General features: G+C 65.6%; 22 protein-coding genes. 7 read left to right on the plus strand and 15 right to left on the minus strand.

Translation table 11 applies throughout. The annotated features are described in order from the left end of the window. Positions 1-182 precede the first annotated feature (182 nt). The 9 genes from RZA67_RS13970 to RZA67_RS14010 form a co-directional block, all read right to left on the minus strand. The gene (locus RZA67_RS13970; RefSeq protein ID WP_317213331.1) at positions 183-605 is read right to left on the minus strand and encodes a F0F1 ATP synthase subunit epsilon; all 423 of its coding nucleotides are present in this window, start codon (positions 603-605) and stop codon (positions 183-185) included. Positions 606-718: 113 nt separating this feature from the next. Beyond that, complete coding sequence (atpD, locus tag RZA67_RS13975; RefSeq protein WP_317213332.1) at positions 719-2,125, minus strand: F0F1 ATP synthase subunit beta; 1,407 nt, start codon at positions 2,123-2,125, stop codon at positions 719-721. 38 nt (positions 2,126-2,163) lie between these two features. Further along, positions 2,164-3,027: a F0F1 ATP synthase subunit gamma gene (atpG, locus tag RZA67_RS13980; protein ID WP_317213333.1), complete on the minus strand. Its 864-nt coding sequence runs from the start codon at positions 3,025-3,027 to the stop codon at positions 2,164-2,166. A gap of 78 nt (positions 3,028-3,105) precedes the next feature. Beyond that, complete coding sequence (atpA, locus tag RZA67_RS13985) at positions 3,106-4,653, minus strand: F0F1 ATP synthase subunit alpha (RefSeq protein WP_317213334.1); 1,548 nt, start codon at positions 4,651-4,653, stop codon at positions 3,106-3,108. 45 nt (positions 4,654-4,698) lie between these two features. After that, positions 4,699-5,226 (minus strand): F0F1 ATP synthase subunit delta, encoded by a 528-nt coding sequence (locus RZA67_RS13990; RefSeq protein WP_317213335.1) that lies wholly within the window; start codon positions 5,224-5,226, stop codon positions 4,699-4,701. 1 nt (position 5,227) lies between these two features. Beyond that, positions 5,228-5,698 carry a F0F1 ATP synthase subunit B gene (locus RZA67_RS13995; RefSeq protein ID WP_317213336.1) on the minus strand — a complete coding sequence of 157 codons (471 nt, stop codon included), beginning with the start codon at positions 5,696-5,698 and terminating at the stop codon, positions 5,228-5,230. 113 nt (positions 5,699-5,811) lie between these two features. Beyond that, positions 5,812-6,114 (minus strand): F0F1 ATP synthase subunit C, encoded by a 303-nt coding sequence (gene atpE, locus RZA67_RS14000; protein WP_025877367.1) that lies wholly within the window; start codon positions 6,112-6,114, stop codon positions 5,812-5,814. A gap of 62 nt (positions 6,115-6,176) precedes the next feature. Next, positions 6,177-6,965 (minus strand): F0F1 ATP synthase subunit A, encoded by a 789-nt coding sequence (atpB, locus tag RZA67_RS14005; protein WP_317213337.1) that lies wholly within the window; start codon positions 6,963-6,965, stop codon positions 6,177-6,179. A gap of 30 nt (positions 6,966-6,995) precedes the next feature. Beyond that, positions 6,996-7,361 carry a hypothetical protein gene (locus RZA67_RS14010; RefSeq protein ID WP_317214024.1) on the minus strand — a complete coding sequence of 122 codons (366 nt, stop codon included), beginning with the start codon at positions 7,359-7,361 and terminating at the stop codon, positions 6,996-6,998. Between the two features lie 428 nt (positions 7,362-7,789). Here RZA67_RS14010 and RZA67_RS14015 point away from each other — a divergent pair, with 428 nt between their 5' ends. Continuing rightward, positions 7,790-8,602 (plus strand): hypothetical protein, encoded by an 813-nt coding sequence (locus RZA67_RS14015; RefSeq protein ID WP_317213338.1) that lies wholly within the window; start codon positions 7,790-7,792, stop codon positions 8,600-8,602. Positions 8,603-8,659: 57 nt separating this feature from the next. Here the strand turns inward: RZA67_RS14015 and RZA67_RS14020 are convergent, their stop codons facing one another. The 4 genes from RZA67_RS14020 to RZA67_RS14035 all read right to left on the minus strand — a co-directional run bounded on the left by RZA67_RS14020 (position 8,660) and on the right by RZA67_RS14035 (position 13,692). Continuing rightward, complete coding sequence (locus RZA67_RS14020) at positions 8,660-8,920, minus strand: hypothetical protein (protein WP_317213339.1); 261 nt, start codon at positions 8,918-8,920, stop codon at positions 8,660-8,662. Positions 8,921-9,341: 421 nt separating this feature from the next. Beyond that, entirely contained in the window at positions 9,342-11,162 is a 1,821-nt protein-coding gene (lpdA, locus tag RZA67_RS14025; RefSeq protein ID WP_317213340.1) for a dihydrolipoyl dehydrogenase, read from the minus strand. A gap of 105 nt (positions 11,163-11,267) precedes the next feature. After that, on the minus strand, positions 11,268-12,986 hold the full coding sequence (gene aceF, locus RZA67_RS14030) for a dihydrolipoyllysine-residue acetyltransferase (protein WP_317213341.1): 1,719 nt from the start codon (positions 12,984-12,986) through the stop codon (positions 11,268-11,270). A 184-nt stretch (positions 12,987-13,170) separates the two neighbouring features. Next, a complete protein-coding gene (locus RZA67_RS14035) occupies positions 13,171-13,692 on the minus strand; it encodes a DNA-deoxyinosine glycosylase (protein ID WP_317213342.1) in 522 nt (173 codons plus the stop codon). A gap of 184 nt (positions 13,693-13,876) precedes the next feature. Here RZA67_RS14035 and RZA67_RS14040 point away from each other — a divergent pair, with 184 nt between their 5' ends. The 4 genes from RZA67_RS14040 to glpK all read left to right on the plus strand — a co-directional run bounded on the left by RZA67_RS14040 (position 13,877) and on the right by glpK (position 18,608). Continuing rightward, complete coding sequence (locus RZA67_RS14040; protein ID WP_317213343.1) at positions 13,877-14,557, plus strand: OmpW family outer membrane protein; 681 nt, start codon at positions 13,877-13,879, stop codon at positions 14,555-14,557. Positions 14,558-14,732: 175 nt separating this feature from the next. Beyond that, positions 14,733-16,274 carry a glycerol-3-phosphate dehydrogenase gene (glpD, locus tag RZA67_RS14045; RefSeq protein WP_317213344.1) on the plus strand — a complete coding sequence of 514 codons (1,542 nt, stop codon included), beginning with the start codon at positions 14,733-14,735 and terminating at the stop codon, positions 16,272-16,274. Beyond that, positions 16,267-17,082 carry an MIP/aquaporin family protein gene (locus RZA67_RS14050; protein ID WP_317213345.1) on the plus strand — a complete coding sequence of 272 codons (816 nt, stop codon included), beginning with the start codon at positions 16,267-16,269 and terminating at the stop codon, positions 17,080-17,082. The genes glpD and RZA67_RS14050 overlap by 8 nt, the downstream gene beginning before the upstream one ends. A gap of 32 nt (positions 17,083-17,114) precedes the next feature. After that, complete coding sequence (gene glpK / locus RZA67_RS14055) at positions 17,115-18,608, plus strand: glycerol kinase GlpK (protein ID WP_317213346.1); 1,494 nt, start codon at positions 17,115-17,117, stop codon at positions 18,606-18,608. A gap of 122 nt (positions 18,609-18,730) precedes the next feature. Here glpK and RZA67_RS14060 read toward each other — a convergent pair whose 3' ends face one another. Next, positions 18,731-19,522 (minus strand): MetQ/NlpA family ABC transporter substrate-binding protein, encoded by a 792-nt coding sequence (locus tag RZA67_RS14060; RefSeq protein ID WP_317213347.1) that lies wholly within the window; start codon positions 19,520-19,522, stop codon positions 18,731-18,733. Between the two features lie 28 nt (positions 19,523-19,550). Continuing rightward, a complete protein-coding gene (locus RZA67_RS14065; protein ID WP_317213348.1) occupies positions 19,551-20,519 on the minus strand; it encodes a YafY family protein in 969 nt (322 codons plus the stop codon). Positions 20,520-20,600: 81 nt separating this feature from the next. On the opposite strand from RZA67_RS14065, the gene RZA67_RS14070 reads away from it, so the two are divergent. Together RZA67_RS14070 and RZA67_RS14075 are read left to right on the plus strand one after the other, a co-directional pair. Further along, positions 20,601-21,212 (plus strand): hypothetical protein, encoded by a 612-nt coding sequence (locus RZA67_RS14070; protein ID WP_317213349.1) that lies wholly within the window; start codon positions 20,601-20,603, stop codon positions 21,210-21,212. Between the two features lie 112 nt (positions 21,213-21,324). Then, positions 21,325-22,101 carry a DUF481 domain-containing protein gene (locus tag RZA67_RS14075; RefSeq protein WP_317213350.1) on the plus strand — a complete coding sequence of 259 codons (777 nt, stop codon included), beginning with the start codon at positions 21,325-21,327 and terminating at the stop codon, positions 22,099-22,101. The last annotated feature ends 177 nt before the right edge of the window (positions 22,102-22,278 follow it).

The raw sequence follows: 22,278 nt of genomic DNA on the forward strand, positions 1-22,278 counted from the left end.
TGCCTCAACGCTGTGGCCCTATGCCCACTTCCCGCATTGATCGAGCAATTCGATTTGCGCGCGGAAACACGAAGCATTGATCAATCGGGGAGTCGCGACCGACGCGCCCGAAAAACAAAAAACGCCGGCACAGGGCCGGCGTCTTTGCTGTCACCGCTGGTCGCGCCCGTGGGCGCGCGCCCTCAGTGCTTGAGGTTGCGGCGCAGGCGCTCCAGCGCCTGCAGCTGGGCGGTCACTTCGGCCAGCTTCTGCTGCGCCTCGGCGATCTCCATGGCTTCGCCGCGGTTGGCCAGCACGCGCTCGGCTTCTTCCTTGGCCTTGCGGACCGACGCTTCGTCGAGGTCCTGCGCGCGGACCGCCGTGTCGGCCAGCACCGTCACCACCTGCGGCTGCACTTCCAGGATGCCGCCGGAAATGAAGAAATCCAGGTGCTCGCCATTGGCAGTGGTCACCACCACCTTGCCCGGCTTCAGGCGGGTGATCAGCGGGGCGTGCTTGGGCGCGATGCCCAGCTCACCGAGCTCACCGGTGGCCACGACGAGGGTCGCTTCGCCACGGAAGATTTCCTGTTCGGCGCTGACGATGTCGCAACGGATCGTGCTCATGCAAGTCTCTTCGCTGTTCGCGGTGGCACGACGCCACCGTGGGGGACCACCGGCGCGGGTCCAGGCCCGCTGCCGGCGTCAGGTGGAGCGGGCCGCTGCCCGCCCCGCCCGGATCAGGCCTTCTCGGCCATCTTCTTGGCCTTCTCGACCGCTTCTTCGATGCTGCCGACCATGTAGAACGCCTGCTCCGGCAGGTGGTCGTACTCGCCATCGACGATGGCCTTGAAGCCACGGATGGTGTCCTTCAGGGACACGTACTTGCCCGGCGAGCCGGTGAACACTTCGGCCACGTGGAACGGCTGGCTGAAGAAGCGCTCGATCTTGCGGGCGCGGGTCACGGCCTGCTTGTCTTCTTCGGACAGTTCGTCCATGCCCAGGATGGCGATGATGTCCTTCAGTTCCTTGTACTTCTGCAGGGTCTGCTGGACGCGCTGGGCGGTGTCGTAGTGTTCCTGGCCGATGACCAGCGGGTCCATCTGGCGGCTGGTGGAATCCAGCGGATCGACGGCCGGGTAGATACCCAGCGAAGCGATCGAACGCGACAGGGTCACGGTCGAGTCCAGGTGGGCGAACGTGGTCGCCGGCGACGGGTCGGTCAAGTCATCGGCCGGCACGTAAACGGCCTGGATCGAGGTGATCGAGCCATTCCTGGTCGAAGTGATGCGCTCCTGCAGGACACCCATTTCCTCGGCCAGGGTCGGCTGGTAACCCACCGCCGACGGCATGCGGCCCAGCAGTGCCGACACTTCGGTGCCGGCCAGGGTGTAGCGGTAGATGTTGTCGACGAACAGCAGCACGTCCTTGCCCTTGCCGCTGGCATCCTTCTCGTCGCGGAAGTACTCGGCCATGGTCAGGCCGGTCAGGGCGACGCGCAGACGGTTGCCCGGCGGCTCGTTCATCTGGCCGTACACCATCGCCACCTTGTCCAGGACGTTGGAGTCCTTCATTTCGTGGTAGAAGTCGTTGCCCTCGCGGGTACGCTCACCCACGCCGGCGAACACGGACAGACCGCTGTGCGCCTTGGCGATGTTGTTGATCAGCTCCATCATGTTGACGGTCTTGCCGACGCCGGCGCCACCGAACAGGCCGACCTTGCCGCCCTTGGCGAACGGGCACATCAGGTCGATGACCTTGATGCCGGTTTCCAGCAGTTCGGTAGCCGGGGACTGATCTTCGTACGACGGGGCTGCGCGGTGGATTTCCCAGGTGTCCGACGCAGCAACTTCGCCGGCTTCGTCGATCGGGCGACCCAGCACGTCCATGATGCGGCCCAGGGTGCCGGCACCGACCGGCACCGAGATGGCACGGTTGGTGTTGGTGGCCACCAGGTTGCGCTTCAGGCCATCGGTCGAGCCGAGGGCGATGGTGCGCACCACGCCGTCGCCCAGCTGCTGCTGGACTTCGAGGGTGATTTCGGTGTTGTCGACCTTCAGTGCGTCATACACCTTCGGCACCGACTCACGCGGGAACTCGACGTCGACGACCGCGCCGATGATCTGAACGATCTTGCCCTGACTCATTGCTGCATCCTCTAAATGTGTGCTTTTAACGAACGCGGTCAGACTGCTGCCGCGCCGCCGACGATTTCGGAGATTTCCTGGGTGATCGCTGCCTGACGCGCCTTGTTGTAGACGAGCTGCAGGGTGCCGATCAGCTTGTTCGCGTTGTCACTGGCCGCCTTCATCGCGACCATGCGGGCTGCATGCTCGGACGCGACGTTTTCCAGCACCGCCTGGTACACCAGCGACTCGATGTAACGCGTCATCACGTGCTCGAGCACGGTCGCGGCATCGGGTTCGTAGATGTAGTCCCAGTCGTGGTGCGCAACCTGCTTCTCGGCCGCCGGCAACGGCAGCAGCTGGTCGAAGCTGGCGCTCTGCGTCATCGTGTTGATGAAGCGGTTGTACACCAGGTACACGCGGTCGACCTTGCCTTCGGTAAAGGCATCAAGCATGACCTTGATCACGCCGATCAGCTGTTCCAGCTGCGGCAGGTCGCCCATATGGGTGACGCTGCCGACCATGTTGACCTTGACCCGGCGGAAGAAGGTCGATGCCTTCTGGCCGATGGTCACCAGGTCAACCTCGGCGCCCTTGTCCTGCCAGCCCTTGGCTTCGCCCAGCATCTTGCGGAACAGGTTGTTGTTCAGGCCGCCGGCCAGGCCGCGATCGGAAGAGATCACGATGTAGCCGACGCGCTTGACCTGCTCGCGCTCGATCAGGAACGGGTGCTGGTAATCGGTGCTGGCCTGCGCCAGGTGGCCGATCATCTGCTTCATCGCCTGCGCGTACGGACGCGAGGTCTTCATCCGCTCCTGCGCCTTGCGGATTTTGGAGGCCGAGACCATCTCGAGCGCGCGCGTCACCTTGCGGGTGTTCTGCACGCTCTTGATCTTGGTTTTGATTTCGCGTCCGCTTGCCATCTCTTGATCCCGTAGAGCGGGGCGCTGCCCCGCTGCATTCAACGGTGCTGCGGGGCCAGGCCCCGCCGCACGTCCGTCTTACCAGCTGCCGGTGGTCTTGAACTCGGCGATGCCCTTCTTGAAGGCCGCTTCGATGTCATTGTCCCAACCGCCGGTCGCGTTGACCTTGTTGACCAGCTCGCCCTGGGTGTTGGCGAAGTGGGCATGCAGGCCTTCTTCGAAGCCCAGCAGCTTGTTGACCGGCACGTCATCGAGGTAACCCTCGTTGACGGCGTAGATCGACAGCGCCTGGTTGGCGATCGACATCGGCGCGTACTGCTTCTGCTTCATCAGCTCGGTCACGCGCTGGCCGCGCTCCAGCTGCTTGCGGGTCGCTTCGTCCAGGTCCGAGGCGAACTGCGCGAACGCCGCCAACTCACGGTACTGGGCCAGCGAGATACGGATGCCGCCGGACAGCTTCTTGATGATCTTGGTCTGCGCCGAGCCACCCACGCGCGACACCGAGATACCGGCGTTGACGGCCGGACGGATACCCGCGTTGAACAGGTCGGTTTCCAGGAAGATCTGGCCGTCGGTGATCGAGATCACGTTGGTCGGCACGAACGCCGAGACGTCGCCGGCCTGGGTTTCGATGATCGGCAGCGCGGTCAGCGAACCGGTCTTGCCGGTCACCTTGCCCTCGGTGAACTTCTCCACGTATTCCTCGGAAACGCGGGCAGCGCGTTCCAGCAGACGGGAGTGCAGATAGAACACGTCGCCCGGGTAGGCTTCACGGCCCGGCGGGCGCTTCAGCAGCAGCGAGATCTGGCGGTAGGCCACGGCCTGCTTGGACAGATCGTCGTAGACGATCAGCGCGTCTTCGCCGCGGTCCATGAAGTACTCACCCATGGTGCAGCCCGCGTAGGCGCTGATGTACTGCATCGCAGCCGATTCGGACGCCGTGGCGGCGACCACCACGGTGTGTGCGAGGGCGCCGTTTTCTTCCAGCTTGCGCACGATGTTGGCAACGGTCGAGGCCTTCTGGCCGATCGCCACGTACACGCACTTGATGCCGGTGCCCTTCTGGTTGATCACCGCATCGATGGCCATCGCGGTCTTGCCGGTCTGACGGTCACCAATGATCAGCTCGCGCTGGCCACGGCCGATCGGGATCATGGCATCGACCGACTTGTAGCCGGTCTGCACCGGCTGGTCGACCGACTTGCGCCAGATCACGCCCGGTGCAACGCGCTCGACCGGAGCGGTCAGGTCGGTGCCCAGGGGGCCCTTGCCGTCAATCGGTTCGCCCAGGGCGTTGACCACGCGGCCCAGCAGTTCCGGACCCACCGGCACTTCCAGGATGCGGCCGGTGGTCTTGGCCACGTCGCCTTCGCGCAGGCTCTGGTAATCACCCAGCACCACGGCGCCGACCGAGTCGCGCTCCAGGTTCAGGGCGAGGGCAAAGACGTTGTTCGGCAGTTCGATCATTTCGCCCTGCATCACATCGGCCAGGCCGAAGATGCGCACGATGCCGTCGGACACGCTGGTCACGGTGCCTTCGTTGCGCGATTCCGCGGACAGCTTGACCTTCTCGATGCGGGACTTGATCAGTTCGCTGATTTCGGAGGGGTTGAGCGTGGTTGCCATCTTCGAGTCCTAGTGCCGACGTTCAGGTCGGGCAATTAAATGAATTCAGTTAGCGAGCGCGGTCTGCAGGCGGGCCAGCTTGCCCTTCAGCGAACCATCGATGACCACATCCCCGGCGTCGATCACGGCACCGCCGATCAGCGAGGCATCCACCGCGGTGGTGACCTCCACAGCGCGGCCGAAGCGCTTTGCCAGCGCGGCCTTGATCGCATCCAGTTCGGTGCCGGACAGTTCACCGGCCGAGGTCACCGTGGCCTTGACCACGTGTTCGGCTTCGGCGCGCAGTGCGTCGTACATCCCGGCGATTTCCGGCAGCAGCGGCAGGCGTTGTGCATCGGCCAGCAGCGCCAGGAAACGCGAGAAGGTTTCACTGGTCTGGTCCGGGGCGAGCAGCGCGACGGCTTCGTCGCGGCCCAGCTCCGGATTGGCGAGCAGGCCCGCAACGCGCGGATCGGCGGCGACGTGGGCAGAGAACGCCAGGGCGTCCGACCACGGCGCGAACGTGCCTTCGTCACGCGCGGTCGCAAAGGCGGCGCGGGCGTACGGGCGGGCAAGCGTGAGGGCCTGGCTCATATCAGATCTCCGCCGCCAGCTCGTCGAGCAGCGCCTTGTGGGCGTTGGCGTCGATTTCGCGCTTGAGCAGCTTTTCAGCACCGCTGACAGCCAGTGCGGACACCTGGCGGCGCAGTTCTTCGCGGGCACGGGTTGCCGACGCGTCGATCTCGGCCTGGGCCAGTTCCTTCTGACGGTTGGCTTCGGTGATCGCTTCGTTCTTGGCGGCTTCAACGATCTGGTTGGCGCGCGCGTGGGCCTGGTCGATGATCTCGTTGGCCTTGCCGCGTGCTTCCTTCAGGGCTTCGTTGACCTTTTCCTGAGCCTGGGCGAGGTCCTTCTGGCTGCGATCGGCAGCGGCCAGACCTTCAGCGATCTTCTGCTGACGCTCTTCGATCGCGTTCATCAGCGGCGGCCAGATCTTGGTGGCGATGAGCCAGATCAGGGCTGCGAAGGCCAGGGCCTGGGCGATGAGGGTAAAACCGATATCCATTGTAGTCGCTCAGTCGGTTGTGACGGGATGGCGGTGCCGCCGAAACGGCGGCACCCCCGGTCCTTCATCCGCGACCGGGCACCGAAGCGCCCGATCGTTTCGCTTTCGCTGGATCAGCCAGCGATGGCCGGCAGACGCGAGACGAACTCGCCGACCAGCGGGTTGGCGAAGGCGAACAGCAGGCCCACGGCGACCGAGATGATGAAGGCGGCGTCGATCAGGCCGGCGGTGATGAACATGCGGACCTGCAGGACCGGGATCAGTTCCGGCTGGCGCGCGGCCGACTCCAGGAACTTACCAGCCATGATGGCCAGACCCAGGCCAGCGCCCAGTGCGGCCAGGCCGATCATGATGCCGACGGCGAGGACGGTGGAGCTCTGGACCTGGGCGAGATTGGTCAGGACGGCGAAGTACATGGTTTTCTCCGGGAACGTTTAGCTAAGGGTTGGAAACAAACGGATGAAGGGTGCAGCGAAACTCAGTGAGCGTCTTCCGACAGGCTCAGGTACACGATGGACAGCATCATGAAGATGAAGGCCTGCAGCGGAATCACCAGCAGGTGGAACAGCATCCAGCCGAAGCCGGCGAAGGCACCAGCAAACATGCCGGCGATACCTGCACCGCCCAGCACCCAGATCAGCAGGAAGACGATTTCGCCGCCGAACATGTTGCCGAACAGTCGCATCGCCAGCGAAATCGGCTTGCTCAGCCACTCGACGATGTTCAGGATCAGGTTGAACGGCATCATCAACTTGCCGAAGGGCGCGGTCAGGAACTCCTTGGTGAAGCCACCAATGCCCTTGGAACGCAGTGCGAAGAACAGCATCAGGAAGAACACGCTGATCGACATGCCCAAGGTGGCATTGACGTCGGCGGTCGGCACCGGCTTCCAGTACGGCACGCCCATCAGCTCGAGCGGCAGGGCGATGAAGTCGGCCGGGATCATCTTGATGAGGTTCATCAGGAGGATCCAGAAGAAGATCGTGATCGCGATCGGGGTCACCAGCTTGCTGGTACCGTGGTAGGTGTCCTTGGCCTGCCGGTCAACGAACTCCAGGCAGATCTCGACGAAGGCCTGCCACTTGCCGGGTACACCGGCAGTGGCCTTGCGCGTGGCCAGCCAGAACGCCACGACCATCACCAGGCCCATGAACACCGAGGTGGCCAGGGTATCAAGATGGATCGCCCAGGGGCTCCCCTGCCCAACGGTGAGGTTGTGCAGGTGATGCTGGATATAGGAGGTGGGTGTAAGCGCCTCGCCTGCCATGTGTCCGGAACCTTCTTTAATTGAATTCGATCATTGCCTGGCCAGAGCCAGGACCTGGAACATCAGCCCGACGGCAACACCGGCCAGCAGCGCCAGGGCAGGCAGCTTGAAGACCAGTACACCTACCGCCAGTGCACCAAAAACGAGAACCCACTTGGCAACCACGGCCACGATCAGCCGGGTCATGGCCGAACCTGCCGCCTGCACGCCACCGCCCAACGCCATCCGGGCCGCCACCCAACCGCCCGCAGACACGGCCACACCGGAAACCAGCGCCGCCACTGCGTACTTCGGCCCCATCAGCAGGAAGGCCAGAGCCAGGACAGCCACTGCCGCCAGCGGGTAGACCGCGGCGCGCAGCATCAGTCGCCGACCCGTGTCACCGGAGTTCAGCACAAGATGTCCCGCACGATTGAAAAGGGTGGTGTGCATGAGGTCACGGCATGCGTGCCTCGTCGAGCCGCCAAATTATAGCAATGGGACAATTTGCGAGACAACCGCCGCGTGTTCATATCGCCAGTGCGCAAGTTCCCGCACGTGAAGGAAATTTGCTGCGACGCGGGCCCCGATGCGGGCCGCAGCAGGGCTTTACACGTGCTGCGCCGCAGCATATTGAACTTTGGTCGCGGTTGCCGGTCCCAGTCTTCGACCTGCGCGCTTTTCCTCGTCGATGCGCTCCGCAGGTCCCTGTGGATGGCCCCGCTGGGTGGCGGGGCCATCCGCATCCTTCGGGGTCACACGCTCTGCACCATACGTTCACGAATGGTGGACGCCGCGCTGGGGAGTATGTGTTCACCTCTGTTTAACCCCGCAAGGATCGAACAATGCGCTCCACCCCTGCCCTGCTCGCCATTGCCCTGGCCGCTTCCAGCGTCGCCGGTGCTGCCCATGCCGCCGAGAACGATGACCGTTTCACCCTGCGCCTGGGTGCGATGAACATCGATACCGACAACACCATCCGCGGCAGCACCAACATTGCCGGCCAGGACGTCAACCTCAACGAGGACTTCAGCCTGGGTGGCAAGGAGTGGGAACCGCGCGTTGACGGCGTGTTCCGCTTCAGCGACCGCCAGCGCCTGATCTTCGACTACTTCAAGTGGGACAAGGATCGCCGCGAGACCCTCAACGAGGGCATCGCATTCGGTGACGTCTCCGTGCCGGAAGGCAGCTTCGTCAAGGCAGAGCTCAAGTACCAGGTGGCAAGCCTGGTCTACGACTATGCCGTGGTGGATACCGACCGCTTCGAAATGGGTCTGCAGCTGGGTGCTGAATGGGCCAAGGTCAGCGCCAAGGGTTATGCCGACCTGGGCACCGTGTACCAGGGCCGCTTCCTTGACGAGAGCGAAAGCGGCGTCGCCCCGGTTGTCGGCGCCCGCCTGACCTTCACCCCGGCCGACCGCTGGCTGATCAATCTGCAGGGCCAGTACCTCAACACCAGCTGGGGCAGCTTCGACGACTACGACGGCGACCTGAGCCGTGCCAACGCGATCGTCGAGTACCGCTTCACCCGGAAGTTCGGCATCTTCGCCGGCTACGACTGGTTCAAGCTCGACGTCGACAAGAAGGGCAGCGATGGCCTGGTTGGCCTGAAGCAGGAGTTCAAGGGCCCGGTGGCCGGCATCAGCATGTCGTTCTGACCTGCATCGGCATCGCGGAAAGGAGCGGCCTGCGCTCCTTTCCGCTGCTGCCGCCCGTCAGTGCTTGGGTGCGCAGCTGCGTACGTTGTATTTGCCGAACTTTGCGCCAGCGGTCAGCAGCGCCCCCGCGTGGCTGTCCGACAACACGATTTCCACACGTTCCCATCCGTATGCCTGGACAATGACGCAGGCCCACTGCTGCTGCGGGTTGAACATCGCACCCGCCTGCGGCGCCGCTGCGGCAGCGCTGCCTGCCATCGACGCAGCAGCGGCCAGAGTGAGGAAGCACGTGGTGGCAATGCGTGACAGAGTGTTCATGAGAACCTCGTATGTGATGGAGTACAGCGCCTGGATGCCTGCCGAGCGGAGGCTCCCCTCCAGGCACGGCCATGATCTTTCTGGATCGATGCCGAGGCTATCGGGCGACGCCACTGCAGTAGCCAGATTGCGCCTACCCGCCGCAGTGGGCGGTTCTACTGCAGCCGTCCAGCTACTGCAGCCGTCCAGCTACTGCAGCCGTCCAGCTACTGCAGCCGTCCAGCGGGGCAGAGCCCCGCTCTACGCGCGCCGGATAGGCGGGCGGCTGCGTTGCGCGACACGCGCCGATCAATCCTCAGCACCTGCGTGCTTTCGGCCGGGCATAAAAAAATCCGATGCCAGATAACCGGCACCGGACTTCAATCCGCTCCACCGCTCGAACGAGCAGCGTTCCAGCCTCGGCAGGCTGGGCGGCCAAGGCTTACTTTTTCTTCGGCATGTACAGGTCGGTGATGGTGCCGTCGTAGATTTCCGAAGCCATCGCCACCGATTCGCTCAGCGTCGGATGGGCATGGATGGTGTGGCCGATGTCTTCGGCCTCCGCGCCCATCTCGATGGCCAGACCGATCTCGGCCAGCAGGTCACCGGCATGCACGCCGACGATGGCGCCGCCGATGATGCGGTGGGTCTCTTCATCGAAGATGAGCTTGGTGAAACCCTCGGTACGGCCGATACCAATGGCGCGACCACTGGCGGCCCACGGGAACTTCGCCACGCCGACCTTCAGGCCCTTGGCCTTGGCCTCGGTCTCGGTGACACCGACCCAGGCGATTTCAGGGTTGGTATAGGCCACCGACGGAATCACGCGCGCTACCCATTCCTTCTTGTGCCCGGCAGCGACTTCGGCAGCCAGCTTGCCTTCGTGCGTGGCCTTGTGGGCCAGCATCGGGTTGCCGACGATGTCGCCGATGGCAAAGATGTGCGGCACGTTGGTACGCATCTGCCGGTCAACCGGAATGAAGCCGCGCTCGGTAACCTGCACGCCGGCATTCTCGGCGCCTATCTTGCGGCCGTTTGGCGAGCGGCCCACGGCCACCAGCACGCGGTCGAAGGTGCCCTGCGCCAGCGCAGGCGACTGGCCTTCCTCGGCGGCCTCGAAGCTCACGGTGATGCCCTTGGCGTCGGCGCTGACACCGGCAGCCCTGGTCTTCAGATGGACTTCAATGCCCTGCTTCTTCAGGCGGTCGGCCAGCGGCTTGACCAGGTCCTTGTCAGCGCCGGGCATCAGCTGGTCCATGAACTCGACCACGGTCACCTTGCTGCCCAGCGCGGCATACACGGTCGCCATTTCCAGGCCGATGATGCCGCCGCCCACCACCAGCAGCGACGCCGGCACGTCGGCCAGCTCCAGCGCATCGGTGGAGTCCATCACGCGCTTGTCGTCCCACGGGAAGTTCGGCAGCTTCACCGCCTGCGACCCGGCCGCGATGATGCACTGCTTGAAGCGCAGCAGCTGGGTGCTGCCATCTTCGGCGGTGATCTGCAGTTCGTTGGCCGAGACGAAGGTGCCCACGCCCTGCACATTGCGCACCTTGCGCTGCTTGGCCATGCCGGCCAGGCCCTTGGTCAGCTGGCCAACCACCTTTTCCTTGTACGCGCGCAGCTTGTCCAGGGTGATCGTGGGCTTGCCGAACTCGACGCCGAAGTCACCGGCATGGGCGACTTCGTCGATGACCGCCGCCGCATGCAGCAGTGCCTTGGACGGAATGCAGCCGACGTTGAGGCAGACGCCACCGAGGCTGGCATAGCGCTCGACCAGCACCGTGTCCAGGCCGACATCGGCGGCGCGGAAGGCCGCGGTATAGCCACCGGGTCCGGACCCGAGCACGACCATCTCGCATTCGATGTCGGCCGGCTTGCCGCTGGCCAGCGCGGGCTTGGGCGCTGCCGGCTCGACCGGTGCGCGGTGCGACGGCGTGACCGGCGGCTTGTTCGCCGGTGCGGCCGGTGCCGCTGCCTTGGCCGGGGCATTGGCCTTGGCCGGGGCATCAGTCGCAGCGCCACCTTCAGCGTCCAGCACCACTACCACCGCCCCCTCGGAAAGGGTATCGCCCAGCTTCACCTTGATTTCCTTGACCACACCGGCAGCCGAGGACGGCACTTCCAACGTGGCCTTGTCCGATTCCAGGGTCACCAGACCCTGGTCTTTCTTCACCGTGTCGCCGACGGCGACCAATACTTCGATCACCGGCACATCGCTGTAATCGCCGATGTCGGGAACCTTGACGTCAATCGTGGCCATGGTCGATTTCCTCATGCCCGGCCGGGGCGGCCGGCGGGCTGTCATTGCTATTGTCCAGGCAGCCGCGCCGTGGGCGGCGGCCGCGCGAAAGGGGGAGCAGCTGGGTTACAGCAGCACGCGGCGCATGTCGGCCAGCACCTGCGAGAGGTAGCTGGTGAAGCGTGCGGCCAGCGCGCCGTCGATGACGCGGTGGTCATAGCTCAGCGACAACGGCAGCATCAGCTTCGGTGCGAACTCCTTGCCGTTCCAGACCGGCTGGATCGACGACTTGGATACGCCGAGGATGGCCACTTCCGGTGCGTTGACGATCGGAGTGAACGCCGTGCCGCCGATACCGCCAAGCGAGCTGATCGAGAAGCAGCCACCGCTCATGTCGGCCGGGCCGAGCTTGCCGTCGCGGGCCTTCTTCGCCAGCTCGCCGGTTTCCTGCGCGATCTGCACCACGCCCTTCTTGTCCACATCGCGGATGACCGGTACGACCAGCCCGTTGGGCGTGTCGGCGGCAAAACCGATGTGGAAATACTTCTTCAGGGTCAGGTTCTCGCCACTGGCATCCAGCGACGCATTGAACTCGGGGAACTTCTTCAGCGCCGCCGCACTGGCCTTGATCAGGAACGCGAGCATGGTCAGCTTGATGCCGGCCTTCTCGTTCTCCTTGTTCAATGCCACACGCAGGGCTTCCAGGTCGCTGATATCGGCCTGGTCGAACTGGGTTACGTGCGGAATCATCGCCCAGTTGCGGGCCAGGTTCGCACCGGAGATCTTCTTGATGCGCGACAGCGGCTGGGTCTCCACCTCACCGAACCTGGCGAAGTCGACCTTCGGCCACGGCAGCAGGTTCAGGCCGCCGCCTGTGGCCACAGGCGCGCCACTGGTCGCGTTACCAGCACCGGTGAGCGCCGCTTTCACGAACCTCTGCACGTCGGCCTTGGTGATGCGGCCACCCTTCTCGGTACCGCTGATCTGCAGCAGATCCACGCCAAGCTCGCGGGCGAACACGCGCACCGCCGGCGTTGCGTAAGGCACCTTGCCCGGCAGCACGCTGTCGGCATTGAACTGCACCGGCGGGGTCGCCGGGCTGCCGGCCGAGGCGATATCACGTGCAGCCAGCTTGTCCGGCTGCGCGGGCACGGCTACCGGCTCGACCTTGGTCTGGGTTTCCGCCGCCGGGGCGGCTGCCGCTGCCGCTGCCTGGCTCGGAGCCGGCGCAGAGGTGGATGCCGAAGCACCTTCGGCTTCGATGATGGCCACGACCTTGCCCTGCGAGAGCGTGTCGCCCACCTTGACCTTGATGGCCTTGACCACACCGGCTACCGACGACGGCACTTCCATCGTGGCCTTGTCGCTTTCCAGCGTGACCAGACCCTGGTCCTTCTTGACCGTGTCGCCGACGGCAACCAGCACTTCGATCACCGGGATATCGGTGTAATCGCCGATGTCCGGCACCAGCGCTTCGACATCGCCACCACCGCTGGACGGCGCAGCAGAAGGTGCGGCGGCCGGTGCCTGCGCGCTCTGGCTGGGTGCGGTGGGGGCAGCGGCCTTGGCCGGTGCCGCAGCAGGCGCAGCAGCAGCGTCGCCTTCGGCCACTTCGATCAAGGCCACCACCTTGCCTTCAGACAGGCTGTCGCCAACCTTGACCTTCAGTTCCTTGACCACGCCGGCCACCGACGAAGGGACCTCCATCGTGGCCTTGTCGCTTTCCAGCGTGACCAGGCCCTGGTCCTTCTTGACCGTATCGCCCACGGCGACCAGCACCTCGATTACCGGGATATCGCTGTAGTCACCGATATCGGGGACAAGGGCTTCCTTGATTTCGGCCATGGGTAGAACTCCGGCAATCTGGTGTAGGGAAACCTCTATTGTGCGGCCAGCGCGCGCCTGCGCCAACCGTTACAGACAATTTAGATCGTCACTGTCCCGGGACACACCGTGTCTGCAGGGCCACCAACGTCACTGCTGCCGGGCTGCTGCGCGCACCAGTCGGTGGCGTATTGTCTCCGCCCGGTCAGCGCGTTGCGGCCAAGGCATCGGCCACCGGCTGCCAGGCCTGGCGCAGCCGGTCCAGGCTGAAGGCTGCGTTGGCCGGGCTGGTGGACGGCAACGCCAGCACCGGCACGGCACAGGTGAGCACAGGCGCGACATGGCGCTGATACGCCTGATGGGCGGTGGCACCATTGCAGGCCACCAGCGCCAGCCGGGGCAGTCCGGCCAGTACGTCCGCCAATGGATTGGGCACTTCGCTGCCACGCACGATGGCCGCATCCAGGCTGCCGCGACGCTCACAACGCCCGATCACGTCCCACAACCCGATGCCGGCCTCCAGCAGCGCGCGCAGCCGCTGCGGGTAAGGCGCCAGTGCATCGACGCCACAGACGTGCGCCATCAACGGCCAGAACCGATTGCGCGGATGCGCGTAGTACTGCGCCTGCTGCAGCGATGCGCTGCCGGGCATGGAACCCAGCACGAGCACCCTGCATGCCGCGTCGATCTGCGCTGGCAGGCCGATACAGATGTCGTTGTCAGTCACATCTCAGCCACTTTCATGAATTTCTCAATGGTAAAGGAATGACGGCGGCACAAGGGCTGGCGGGGCTTTGCTGAACACGGACAACTTTTTTTTAACGTCCGTCGGATTCGATTCATGTTTCAGCGAATAGGGTGACCTCGCCCCGCCAACCGGGGATTCCCTCAAGAAACCCAAGGAGCTCCCCATGCGTTCCCTCACCGTTCTCTCGCTGTCCCTGCTGGCCGCCACCGCTGCCCCGGCCGCCTTCGCCCAGGATTACGCCACCACCGCCGAGCGCGACGCCACCACCGCCTCGGTGCCGGCCAATGAAACCGCCTCGGGCAAGCATTTCGCCGTGGTCGGCGGCGTTGCCCTGCTGGAGACCAAGAACAAGGCAGTCGACGGCATCGTCAACAAGACCGAGGGTGGCCCGGCGCCGACCCTGAGCCTGAGCTACTACATCAACGACAACTGGGCCGTTGAGCTGTGGGGCGCTGCCGACAAGATCACCCACCGCGCCATCGGCCCGGGCAATGCCCGTCTCGGCCAGGCCGAGCAGCAGCCGATCGCGCTGAGCGGCCAGTACCACTTCGGCCAGGCTGACAACGTGTTCCGTCCGTTCGTGGGCGCCGGTTACTACGAGTCCAACTTCAGCAATGAGTCGCTGACCGTTGCCGACACCGTCGGCCACATCGGCCTGAAGAATGCCAAGGGCGCCATCGGCACCGTCGGCATCGACATGAACATCAACCCGACCTGGTTCGCCCGCGCCGATGCCCGCTACATGCACGGCCGTCCGGAAGTGACCGTCGATGGCGCCGGTACCGGCGTCAAGGCGAAGCTGGATCCGTGGACCGTCGGCTTCGGCATCGGCGCACGCTTCTAAGCCGCACCGTCAGTTTCATGTGTGATGCAACGGGCCCTTCGGGGCCCGTTGTCGTTAGTGCAATGGCATCGGCGGAGGTTTGACGCCAGCGCCGACAAAGTCCGCCCGGTTCGCACCGAGATTACAGCGCTGCGACGCCCACCGGGCCTGCAGCAGGTCCGGGGTCTTACGCTGCATGCAGTGCAGGCCTGCGGAGTACTGGATCGTGCTTGATGTGCTGGTGGTCGGCGGCGGCATCAACGGCGCGGGCATCGCCCGCGATGCGGCCGGGCGCGGCCTGCGTGTTGCATTGTGCGAGCAGCACGATCTGGCCCAGCACACCTCCAGCGCCAGCTCGAAACTGATTCACGGCGGCCTGCGCTATCTGCAGCAGGGCCACCTGTCACTGGTACGGCAAGCCCTGGTCGAGCGCGCGATCCTGCTGCGTACCGCCCCGCATCTGGTCACCCCCCTGCCCTTTCTGATACCGCACGAGCCGACACTGCGCCCAGCCTGGATGCTGCGTGCGGGGTTGTGGCTGTACGACCAGCTTGGCAGTGGGCGAACGGCACTCCCCCGCCATCGCTGCCTGCGGCTGGACCAGCATGCTGTGGGCGAGGGGCTGCGTGACCGCAACCGGATCGGCTTCACCTACTGCGATGCGAAGGTGCATGACGCAAGGCTGGTTCTGGCCAACATCATCGACGCCCACGCACTGGGCGCGCAGGTGTGGACACGCACACGCTGTGTGTTCGCTGATCGCCGCCAGCGCCATTGGGACGTCACCCTGGAAGACAGCATCGGCCGCTGGCACCGCGTGCAGACACGGACCATGGTCAACGCCACCGGCCCGTGGGCGGCAGCATTCGCCGACGATCTGGACCTGGCCGCCGCGCCGCCGCTGCGCCTGGTGCAGGGCAGCCACATCGTGGTGCCGGCGCTGTTCCCCCACGACCATGCGCTGCTGCTGCAGCAGCCCGATGGGCGCGTCGTGTTTGCGATTCCCTACGAGGACAGGTTCACCCTGGTGGGCACCACGGATGTGGACTACACCGGCGATCCGGCCCAGGCGATCATCGACGATGCACAGCGGCAGTACCTCTGCGCTGCGGTCAACCGCAGCGTCGTGCACCCGGTTTCTGCCACCGACATCTTCCACAGCTTCAGTGGGGTGCGCCCGCTGCTGGCCTCGTCCGCAGACCGGCCGAGCGCGGCCGGGCGCGGTTATCGGCTGCAGCTGGATCTGGAGAGCGCGCCCCTGCTGACCATCGCAGGCGGCAAGCTGACCACCTACCGTCTTCTTGCCGAACGTGCGGTGGACCTGCTGCTGGGCAACGAGGCGGGCCGGCGGCCGGGCTGGACCCGCGACGGCAGGCCCCTGCCGGGTGGGGAGCGTGGGCCACCGCCCGCAGTGGCGGCGTGGCTGCAGGATACCTGGCCGTGGCTGCCTGCACCGCTGGTGCAGCGCTGGGCACGCAGCCAGGGCAGCCGCGCTGCGCACATCATCGGCGACGCGCGCTCGCTGGAGGCGCTGGGCGAGCACTTCGGCGGGCACCTGTACGCCGCTGAGGTGCGCTATCTGCGCGATCACGAGTGGGCGCTGCACGCCGACGACGTACTGTGGCGCCGGACCCAGCTGGGCCTGCTGCTCGACGACGCACAGCAGGCACGCCTGACAGCGTGGCTGCAGCAGCATCCTCCCACCGCACTCCCGACTCCAGGAGACGGCGATGACTGATCTTCAACAACGGCTTGGCGAGCTCATCAGCGAGGCGATCGCCACGGCGATCATCGTGGGCATCGGCTGTTCCGCATCGGCCATGTACCTGCTTTACGACCCCAGTCCCTACCAGCAGGCGTACTGGGGACTGTGCATCACCTGGGGGCTGGCGGTCACCCTGGCCATCCATGCCACTGCATCGGTATCGGGCACCCACGCCAACCCGGCTGTCACCCTCGCACTCGCCCTGTACCGCGGTTTTCCGTGGCCGCGGGTGCTGCCCTACTGCGTGGCGCAGCTGGCCGGCGCCTTCATGGGCGCACTGCTGGTCTACCAGCTCTACCACCCGGTGATCGACCACTACACCCAGCTGCACGGCGTGCTTCGCACCGAGGGCGGCGCGGCCGGTGTGTTCTTCACTGCGCCCGGACTGGCCATCACGCCGCTGCACGCACTGGGCGATCAGGTGTTGCTGACCGCGCTGCTGGTATTTGGCATCTTCGCCATCACCGAGCGCTACAACGAGGCCGCGCCCGGCGCCAATGGCGGTGCACTGATGATCGGCCTGCTGGTGGCATGCATCGGTGCCAGCGCTGGCCACCTGGAAGGCTGGGCGATCAACCCGGCGCGCGATCTCGGCCCGCGCCTGTTCGCCTGGCTGGCCGGCTGGGGCCGTGCCGCGCTGCCCGGTACCGATCATTACTGGTGGGTTCCCATTGTCGGCCCCCTGCTCGGCGGTGTCATCGGCGGCGCAGCCCATCATTGGCTGATCCGGCCTTTCCTGCCGGCGCGCCGACGCGCCCTCGTGCGCGATCACGCACAATGACCGCTCTGACCACTGCACGGAGTCTCCAAGCCATGGAGCCGCGTTACATCCTTGCCATCGACCAGGGCACCACCAGCTCGCGCGCCCTGCTCTTCGACCAGGACGGCGCGGTGGCCGGCTGCGCACAGCGCGAGTTCCAGCAGCTGTTCCCGCAGCCCGGCTGGGTGGAGCATGACCCGCGCGAGATCCTGACCAGCGTCTATGCCACCATCACCGAGCTGCTCAGCCGCGAGCAGATCGACCCGCGCCAGATCGCCGCCATCGGCATCACCAACCAGCGCGAGACAACGGTGGTATGGGACAAGGCCAGTGGCCAGCCGATCCATAACGCCATCGTGTGGCAGTCGCGGCAGAGCAATGCCATCTGCGAGGCGCTCAAGGCACAGGGCCACGAGGCGCTGGTGCGTGACCGTACCGGTCTGCTGATCGACGCATATTTTTCGGCCACCAAGATCCGCTGGATACTCGACCACGTTCCCGGCGCCCAGCAACGCGCCGAGCGCGGTGAGCTGCTGTTTGGCACGATCGACAGCTGGCTGGTCTGGAACCTCAGTGGTCGCAATGCGCACGTGACCGACTACAGCAATGCGGCACGCACGCTGCTGTATGACATCCATCGTCTGCAGTGGGACCCGGAACTGCTCGCGCTGCTGGACATCCCCGCTGCGATGCTGCCGGAGGTACGCAGTTCCAGCGAGATCTACGCACATACCCACCCGCGCTTCTTCTTTGACCACCCGATTCCGATCGCCGGCATCGCCGGTGACCAGCAGGCCGCGTTGTTCGGGCAGGCCTGTTTCCAGCCCGGCATGGTCAAAAACACCTACGGCACCGGCTGCTTCATGCTGATGCACACCGGCGAGCGGGCGGTACGGTCGCGCAATGGCCTGTTGACCACACTGGCGTGGGGGCTGGATGGCAAGGTCGAGTACGCGCTGGAAGGCTCGATCTTCGTCGCCGGCTCGGTGGTGCAGTGGCTGCGTGATGGCCTGCAGCTGATCCAGCATGCCGCTGAAACCCAGGCGCTCGCGCAGAGCGTGGAGGACAGCGGCGGCATTTACCTGGTCCCGGCGTTCGTCGGCCTGGGTGCACCCTATTGGCGCAGCGATGTGCGCGGCGCGATGTTCGGCCTCAGCCGCGGCACCGGCAAGGCGCACCTGGCGCGTGCCGCTCTGGAGGCCATGGCTTACCAGACGCGCGATGTACTTGAGGCGATGCAGTCAGACGCCGGCATTGCGCTGAGCGTCCTGCGCGCCGACGGCGGCGCGATCGGCAACGACTTTCTGGCCCAGTTCCAGGCCGACCTGCTCGACGTACCGTTACAGCGGCCCCGCCTGACCGAGACCACCGCGCTCGGCGCCGCCTATCTGGCGGGCCTGGCTGTCGGTTTCTGGAGCAGCCGCGAGCAGATCAGCGCGCAGTGGGCCGTGCAGCAGCGCTTCGAACCGCAGATGGACCCGGCAAAGCGCGAGTCGCTGTACGCCGGCTGGAAACAGGCCGTCGCCGCGACTCTCGCGTTCCACTGACACGGCGCCGCTGCCCTGCCATGACGCAGAACAGCGCAGACACGCTGCGCTGCTGCATTGCCGGGACAGCCCCGTCGCCGTGCGTACGCGGGCCGCAGGGCATCCCGCGCAGCCCTGTCCACTCAGAAGGCGGGCAATACCGCGCCCTTGTACTTCTGCTCGATGAAGGACTTCACCTCCGCGCTGGTCAAAGCCGCTGCCAGCTTCTGCACCCGCGCATCGTCCTTGTTGTCCGCACGCGCCACCAGGAAGTTCACGTACGGCGAATCCTTGCTCTCGATCGCCAGTGCGTCCTGGGTCGGGTTCAGGCCCGCATCCAGCGCATAGTTGGTGTTGATCAGCGCCAGATCCACCTGGTCCAGCACGCGCGGCAGCATGGCCGAGTCGAGCTCGCGGAACTTCAGGTTCTTCGGGTTGGCGACGATGTCACGCTGGGTCGACAGCGCATTGGTCGGATCCTTCAACTCGATCACCCCGGCGTTGTGCAGCAGGATCAGGGCGCGGCTGTTGTTGCTGGGGTCATTAGGAATCACCACATCGGCGCCGTCGCGCAGCTCCTGCAGCGACTTCACCTTACGCGAGTAGGCGCCGAAGGGCTCGATGTGCACGCCGACCACCGTGGTCAGCGTGGTCTTGCGGTCGCGGTTGTAGGCGTCCAGGTAGGGCTCGGTCTGGAAATAATTGACATCCACCTGCTTCTGCACCAGCTGGTCGTTGGGCTGCACGTAGTCGTTGAACACGCGCACGTCCAGCTCCACGCCCTGCTCCTTCAGCAGCGGCTTGACCACCTCGAGGATTTCCGCATGCGGCACGGCAGTGGCCGCCACCACCAGCTTCTGCGAGGCATCGCCGGACCTGCCGCAGGCACTCAGTGCCACGGCGGCGAACAGGGACAACAACAGCGTCTTCTTCATCGGGGTTCCGCTCTGGGGGAAGGGGACATCATTCGTAACTGCTCAGGGCCAGTGCGAGCAAGGCCTTGGCCTGCTCGCGCAGCATCACCGGCTCGATGATCTCGGCGTCCGAGCCATAGTGCAGCACGTCCATCAACAACTCACGCGACACGCTGTAGGGCACTTTGAGCTCGTAACGGCCGTCGGCCAGGAAGCGGCCCTGCTGTTTGGAATGCCAGTGCTCATCGGCCACCCAGCGCGCGGCCTTGGCGCTGAACACGATGGTCGCCCAGCCCTTGGGCGGGCCGGAAAAGATGCCATAACTGGCACCCAGCTGCTCGTCCAGCTCGGCATCGGCGACATCGCGGGCGGCCACTTCGGCTGACACCTTGGCCTTGTTGATGCGGTCCACGGCAAAGCTGCGCAGCGCGTCGCGGTCGTGGTCCCACGCGTCGAGGTACCAGTTGTCGCGGTAATGGGTCAGCCGCTGCGGCGATACCGTACGCCGGGTCGGCTCGTCGGTGGAGCGTGCGCGGTATTCGAACGTCAGCTGGCGCCGTTCCAGCACGGCCGAGGCCACGCTGCGGAAACTGGCCTCATCGAACTTGCGCCCCCGGTGCGGAATGACCCGCACCCGGTCCACCGGCCAGCTCGACACCCCCGCCTGCGCGGCCAGCAGGCCCTCGATGCGCTGCTGCAGCGGCGCCAGCACCGAGGACAGCATGCCACCGCCGGTGCGGGCCAGCAGGTGCTGCGAGGCCAGCAGCGCGTGCAGCTCTTCCGAGCTCAGCCACAGCCCGGGCAGCTCGAAGCGATCGCTCTCGTCGGCCTGGTAGCGGAAGCCCGCCTCGCCATCCCCCTCGATGGGCGCCATCAGCGCGTCGCGCAGGAAGGCCAGGTCGCGGTATACCGTTGCCCGCGAGCAGCCCAGCTTGTCCTGCAGCGTAGCCACTGTCACCGGGTAACGGGCGGCCTTGAGCAGGCGATGCAGTGCAGTAATGCGTTCGTATCGGTCCATGGCCTCGATTATGTCCGAGTCGGCGTCATTGTGCGGGCATGATCGGCTATCGTGGGCCGCCCCGCCCCCGACCGCCCCGACATGCGCCTGCATCCCCTTTCCCTGCTGCTCCTGCTGCTGACCGGCGCTGCGCTGCCCGGCTGCGAGCGCACGCCCGATCCCGCCGCGCCGCTGGCGGTCAACCCCGACCCCGCGCAGGCAGTGATCGAGGCCAGCCGACGCTTTGCCGGCCTGCGCGCCTTCCATGCCGAGATGACCCTGCACGGCGCCCAGGCCGACCAGGTGCTGCGCACCCGCATGACCTTCGTCGCCCCGGATCGCTACCAGCTGGAGACCCCGGCCGGGGTGCAGACGATCATCGGCGACACGTTGTTTCTGCAGGCGGCCGACCGTGTGCAGCAGATGCCGGTGCCCGAAGGCCTGCTGGATCAGTGGCGCAGCCCCGTGCCCGCCGATGCGCAGCTGCGCGACGCCACCGTCGAAGACCGTGGCAGCGCGACACTGGACGGCCAATCCGCACGGGTTTACCGCATCACCGGGCAAGGGGGAAGCGAGACGCTGCAGTACTGGATCGGCGGGGACGGGCTGCTGCGGCAGATCCAGCGCGAGGGCCTGAACCAGGGCAAGCCGTACCGCATCACGCTGCGCTACAGCCACTTGAACGACGCGGGCCTGCAGGTGCCCCTGCCCTGAGGGGCCAGATGCGCCAACTGCTGCTGAAGCACGGTGTGGAGCAAGGTCGAGGCAGTCGGGTACACACGGTATCATCGGCGGCCAGCCAGCCGCCCCCTAGGAGAACCCGTCGATGTCCCTGCGTGCCCCCGTGTTGCTCTCATTGCTGATCGCCGCGCCTGCGGCCATGGCCCAGGATGCCGCTGAACTGGCGGCGATGACCTCCCCCTGGAGCGGCAGCGGCGGCGAACTGGGCTTCGCCTCGGCGCGCGGCAACAGCAACACCGAGAGCTTCAACGGCCGCCTGCGCCTGCGTTACACCGACGATGACTGGGTTCACAGCCTGGACCTGTTCGGCCTGCGTTCGCGCTCCGAATCGACCCGGACCAACGATGACGGCACCACCAGCCGCGTCAGCAATACGACCGCCAATCGCTACACCGGCAGCGCCGGCAGCGCGCTGCAGCTGGGCGAACACCGCCAGATCACCGCGACCCTGCGTTTTGAACGCGATGACTTCGCCACCTATGACCGCCAGAGCTCGTTCGGTCTGGGTTACGGTACGCGCCTGTGGGACAACGACCGTTTCTCGCTCGACGCGCAGATCGGTCCCGGTGTGCGCCGCACCCATAACAGCGAGACCGACGAAACCCGCACCGGCCTGATCGGCCGTGGCTTCTTCGACATCAAGTATTCGCTGACCGCCAACACCGACCTGGTGAATACGTTGCTGGTGGAATCAGGCTCGTACAACACCTTCGCGCAGAACGATCTTGGCGTGTCGGTGAGCATGAACGAACACCTCGCGCTGAAGGCCGGCTGGCAGGCACGCCACAACAGCGACGTGTCCGAAGACAAGCGCAAGACCGACACCCTGACCACCATGAACGTGGTCTACAAGTTCAAGTAAGCATCGCATTGGTGACCTGCCAATCGTAGCGCCGGGCTCTGCCCCGCGAGCTACGCAGCACCCCGGCTTACCGTGGATCGTCACGCCGTAGCGCCGGGCTCTGCCCGGCGTGCGCGCAGCGCGGCTTCAGCGCGACGCTGGCGACCTGGCCCCTGTAGAGTTTGAACGGCGCTATGC

The sequence above is a fragment of the Stenotrophomonas sp. C3(2023) genome, from assembly GCF_032911385.1.
In the GTDB taxonomy this organism is placed as follows: Bacteria; Pseudomonadota; Gammaproteobacteria; order Xanthomonadales; family Xanthomonadaceae; genus Stenotrophomonas.

Excerpts from the sequence above, each read along its gene's own strand:
- RZA67_RS13970 (WP_317213331.1), bottom strand. The coding sequence starts at position 605 with ATGAGCACGATCCGTTGCGACATCGTCAGCGCCGAACAGGAAATCTTC.
- atpD (WP_317213332.1), bottom strand. The coding sequence starts at position 2,125 with ATGAGTCAGGGCAAGATCGTTCAGATCATCGGCGCGGTCGTCGACGTC.
- atpG (WP_317213333.1), bottom strand. The coding sequence starts at position 3,027 with ATGGCAAGCGGACGCGAAATCAAAACCAAGATCAAGAGCGTGCAGAAC.
- atpA (WP_317213334.1), bottom strand. The coding sequence starts at position 4,653 with ATGGCAACCACGCTCAACCCCTCCGAAATCAGCGAACTGATCAAGTCC.
- RZA67_RS13990 (WP_317213335.1), bottom strand. The coding sequence starts at position 5,226 with ATGAGCCAGGCCCTCACGCTTGCCCGCCCGTACGCCCGCGCCGCCTTT.
- RZA67_RS13995 (WP_317213336.1), bottom strand. The coding sequence starts at position 5,698 with ATGGATATCGGTTTTACCCTCATCGCCCAGGCCCTGGCCTTCGCAGCC.
- atpE (WP_025877367.1), bottom strand. The coding sequence starts at position 6,114 with ATGTACTTCGCCGTCCTGACCAATCTCGCCCAGGTCCAGAGCTCCACC.
- atpB (WP_317213337.1), bottom strand. The coding sequence starts at position 6,965 with ATGGCAGGCGAGGCGCTTACACCCACCTCCTATATCCAGCATCACCTG.
- RZA67_RS14015 (WP_317213338.1), top strand. The coding sequence starts at position 7,790 with ATGCGCTCCACCCCTGCCCTGCTCGCCATTGCCCTGGCCGCTTCCAGC.
- RZA67_RS14020 (WP_317213339.1), bottom strand. The coding sequence starts at position 8,920 with ATGAACACTCTGTCACGCATTGCCACCACGTGCTTCCTCACTCTGGCC.
- lpdA (WP_317213340.1), bottom strand. The coding sequence starts at position 11,162 with ATGGCCACGATTGACGTCAAGGTTCCCGACATCGGCGATTACAGCGAT.
- aceF (WP_317213341.1), bottom strand. The coding sequence starts at position 12,986 with ATGGCCGAAATCAAGGAAGCCCTTGTCCCCGATATCGGTGACTACAGC.
- RZA67_RS14040 (WP_317213343.1), top strand. The coding sequence starts at position 13,877 with ATGCGTTCCCTCACCGTTCTCTCGCTGTCCCTGCTGGCCGCCACCGCT.
- glpD (WP_317213344.1), top strand. The coding sequence starts at position 14,733 with ATGCAGTGCAGGCCTGCGGAGTACTGGATCGTGCTTGATGTGCTGGTG.
- RZA67_RS14050 (WP_317213345.1), top strand. The coding sequence starts at position 16,267 with ATGACTGATCTTCAACAACGGCTTGGCGAGCTCATCAGCGAGGCGATC.
- glpK (WP_317213346.1), top strand. The coding sequence starts at position 17,115 with ATGGAGCCGCGTTACATCCTTGCCATCGACCAGGGCACCACCAGCTCG.
- RZA67_RS14060 (WP_317213347.1), bottom strand. The coding sequence starts at position 19,522 with ATGAAGAAGACGCTGTTGTTGTCCCTGTTCGCCGCCGTGGCACTGAGT.
- RZA67_RS14065 (WP_317213348.1), bottom strand. The coding sequence starts at position 20,519 with ATGGACCGATACGAACGCATTACTGCACTGCATCGCCTGCTCAAGGCC.
- RZA67_RS14070 (WP_317213349.1), top strand. The coding sequence starts at position 20,601 with ATGCGCCTGCATCCCCTTTCCCTGCTGCTCCTGCTGCTGACCGGCGCT.
- RZA67_RS14075 (WP_317213350.1), top strand. The coding sequence starts at position 21,325 with ATGTCCCTGCGTGCCCCCGTGTTGCTCTCATTGCTGATCGCCGCGCCT.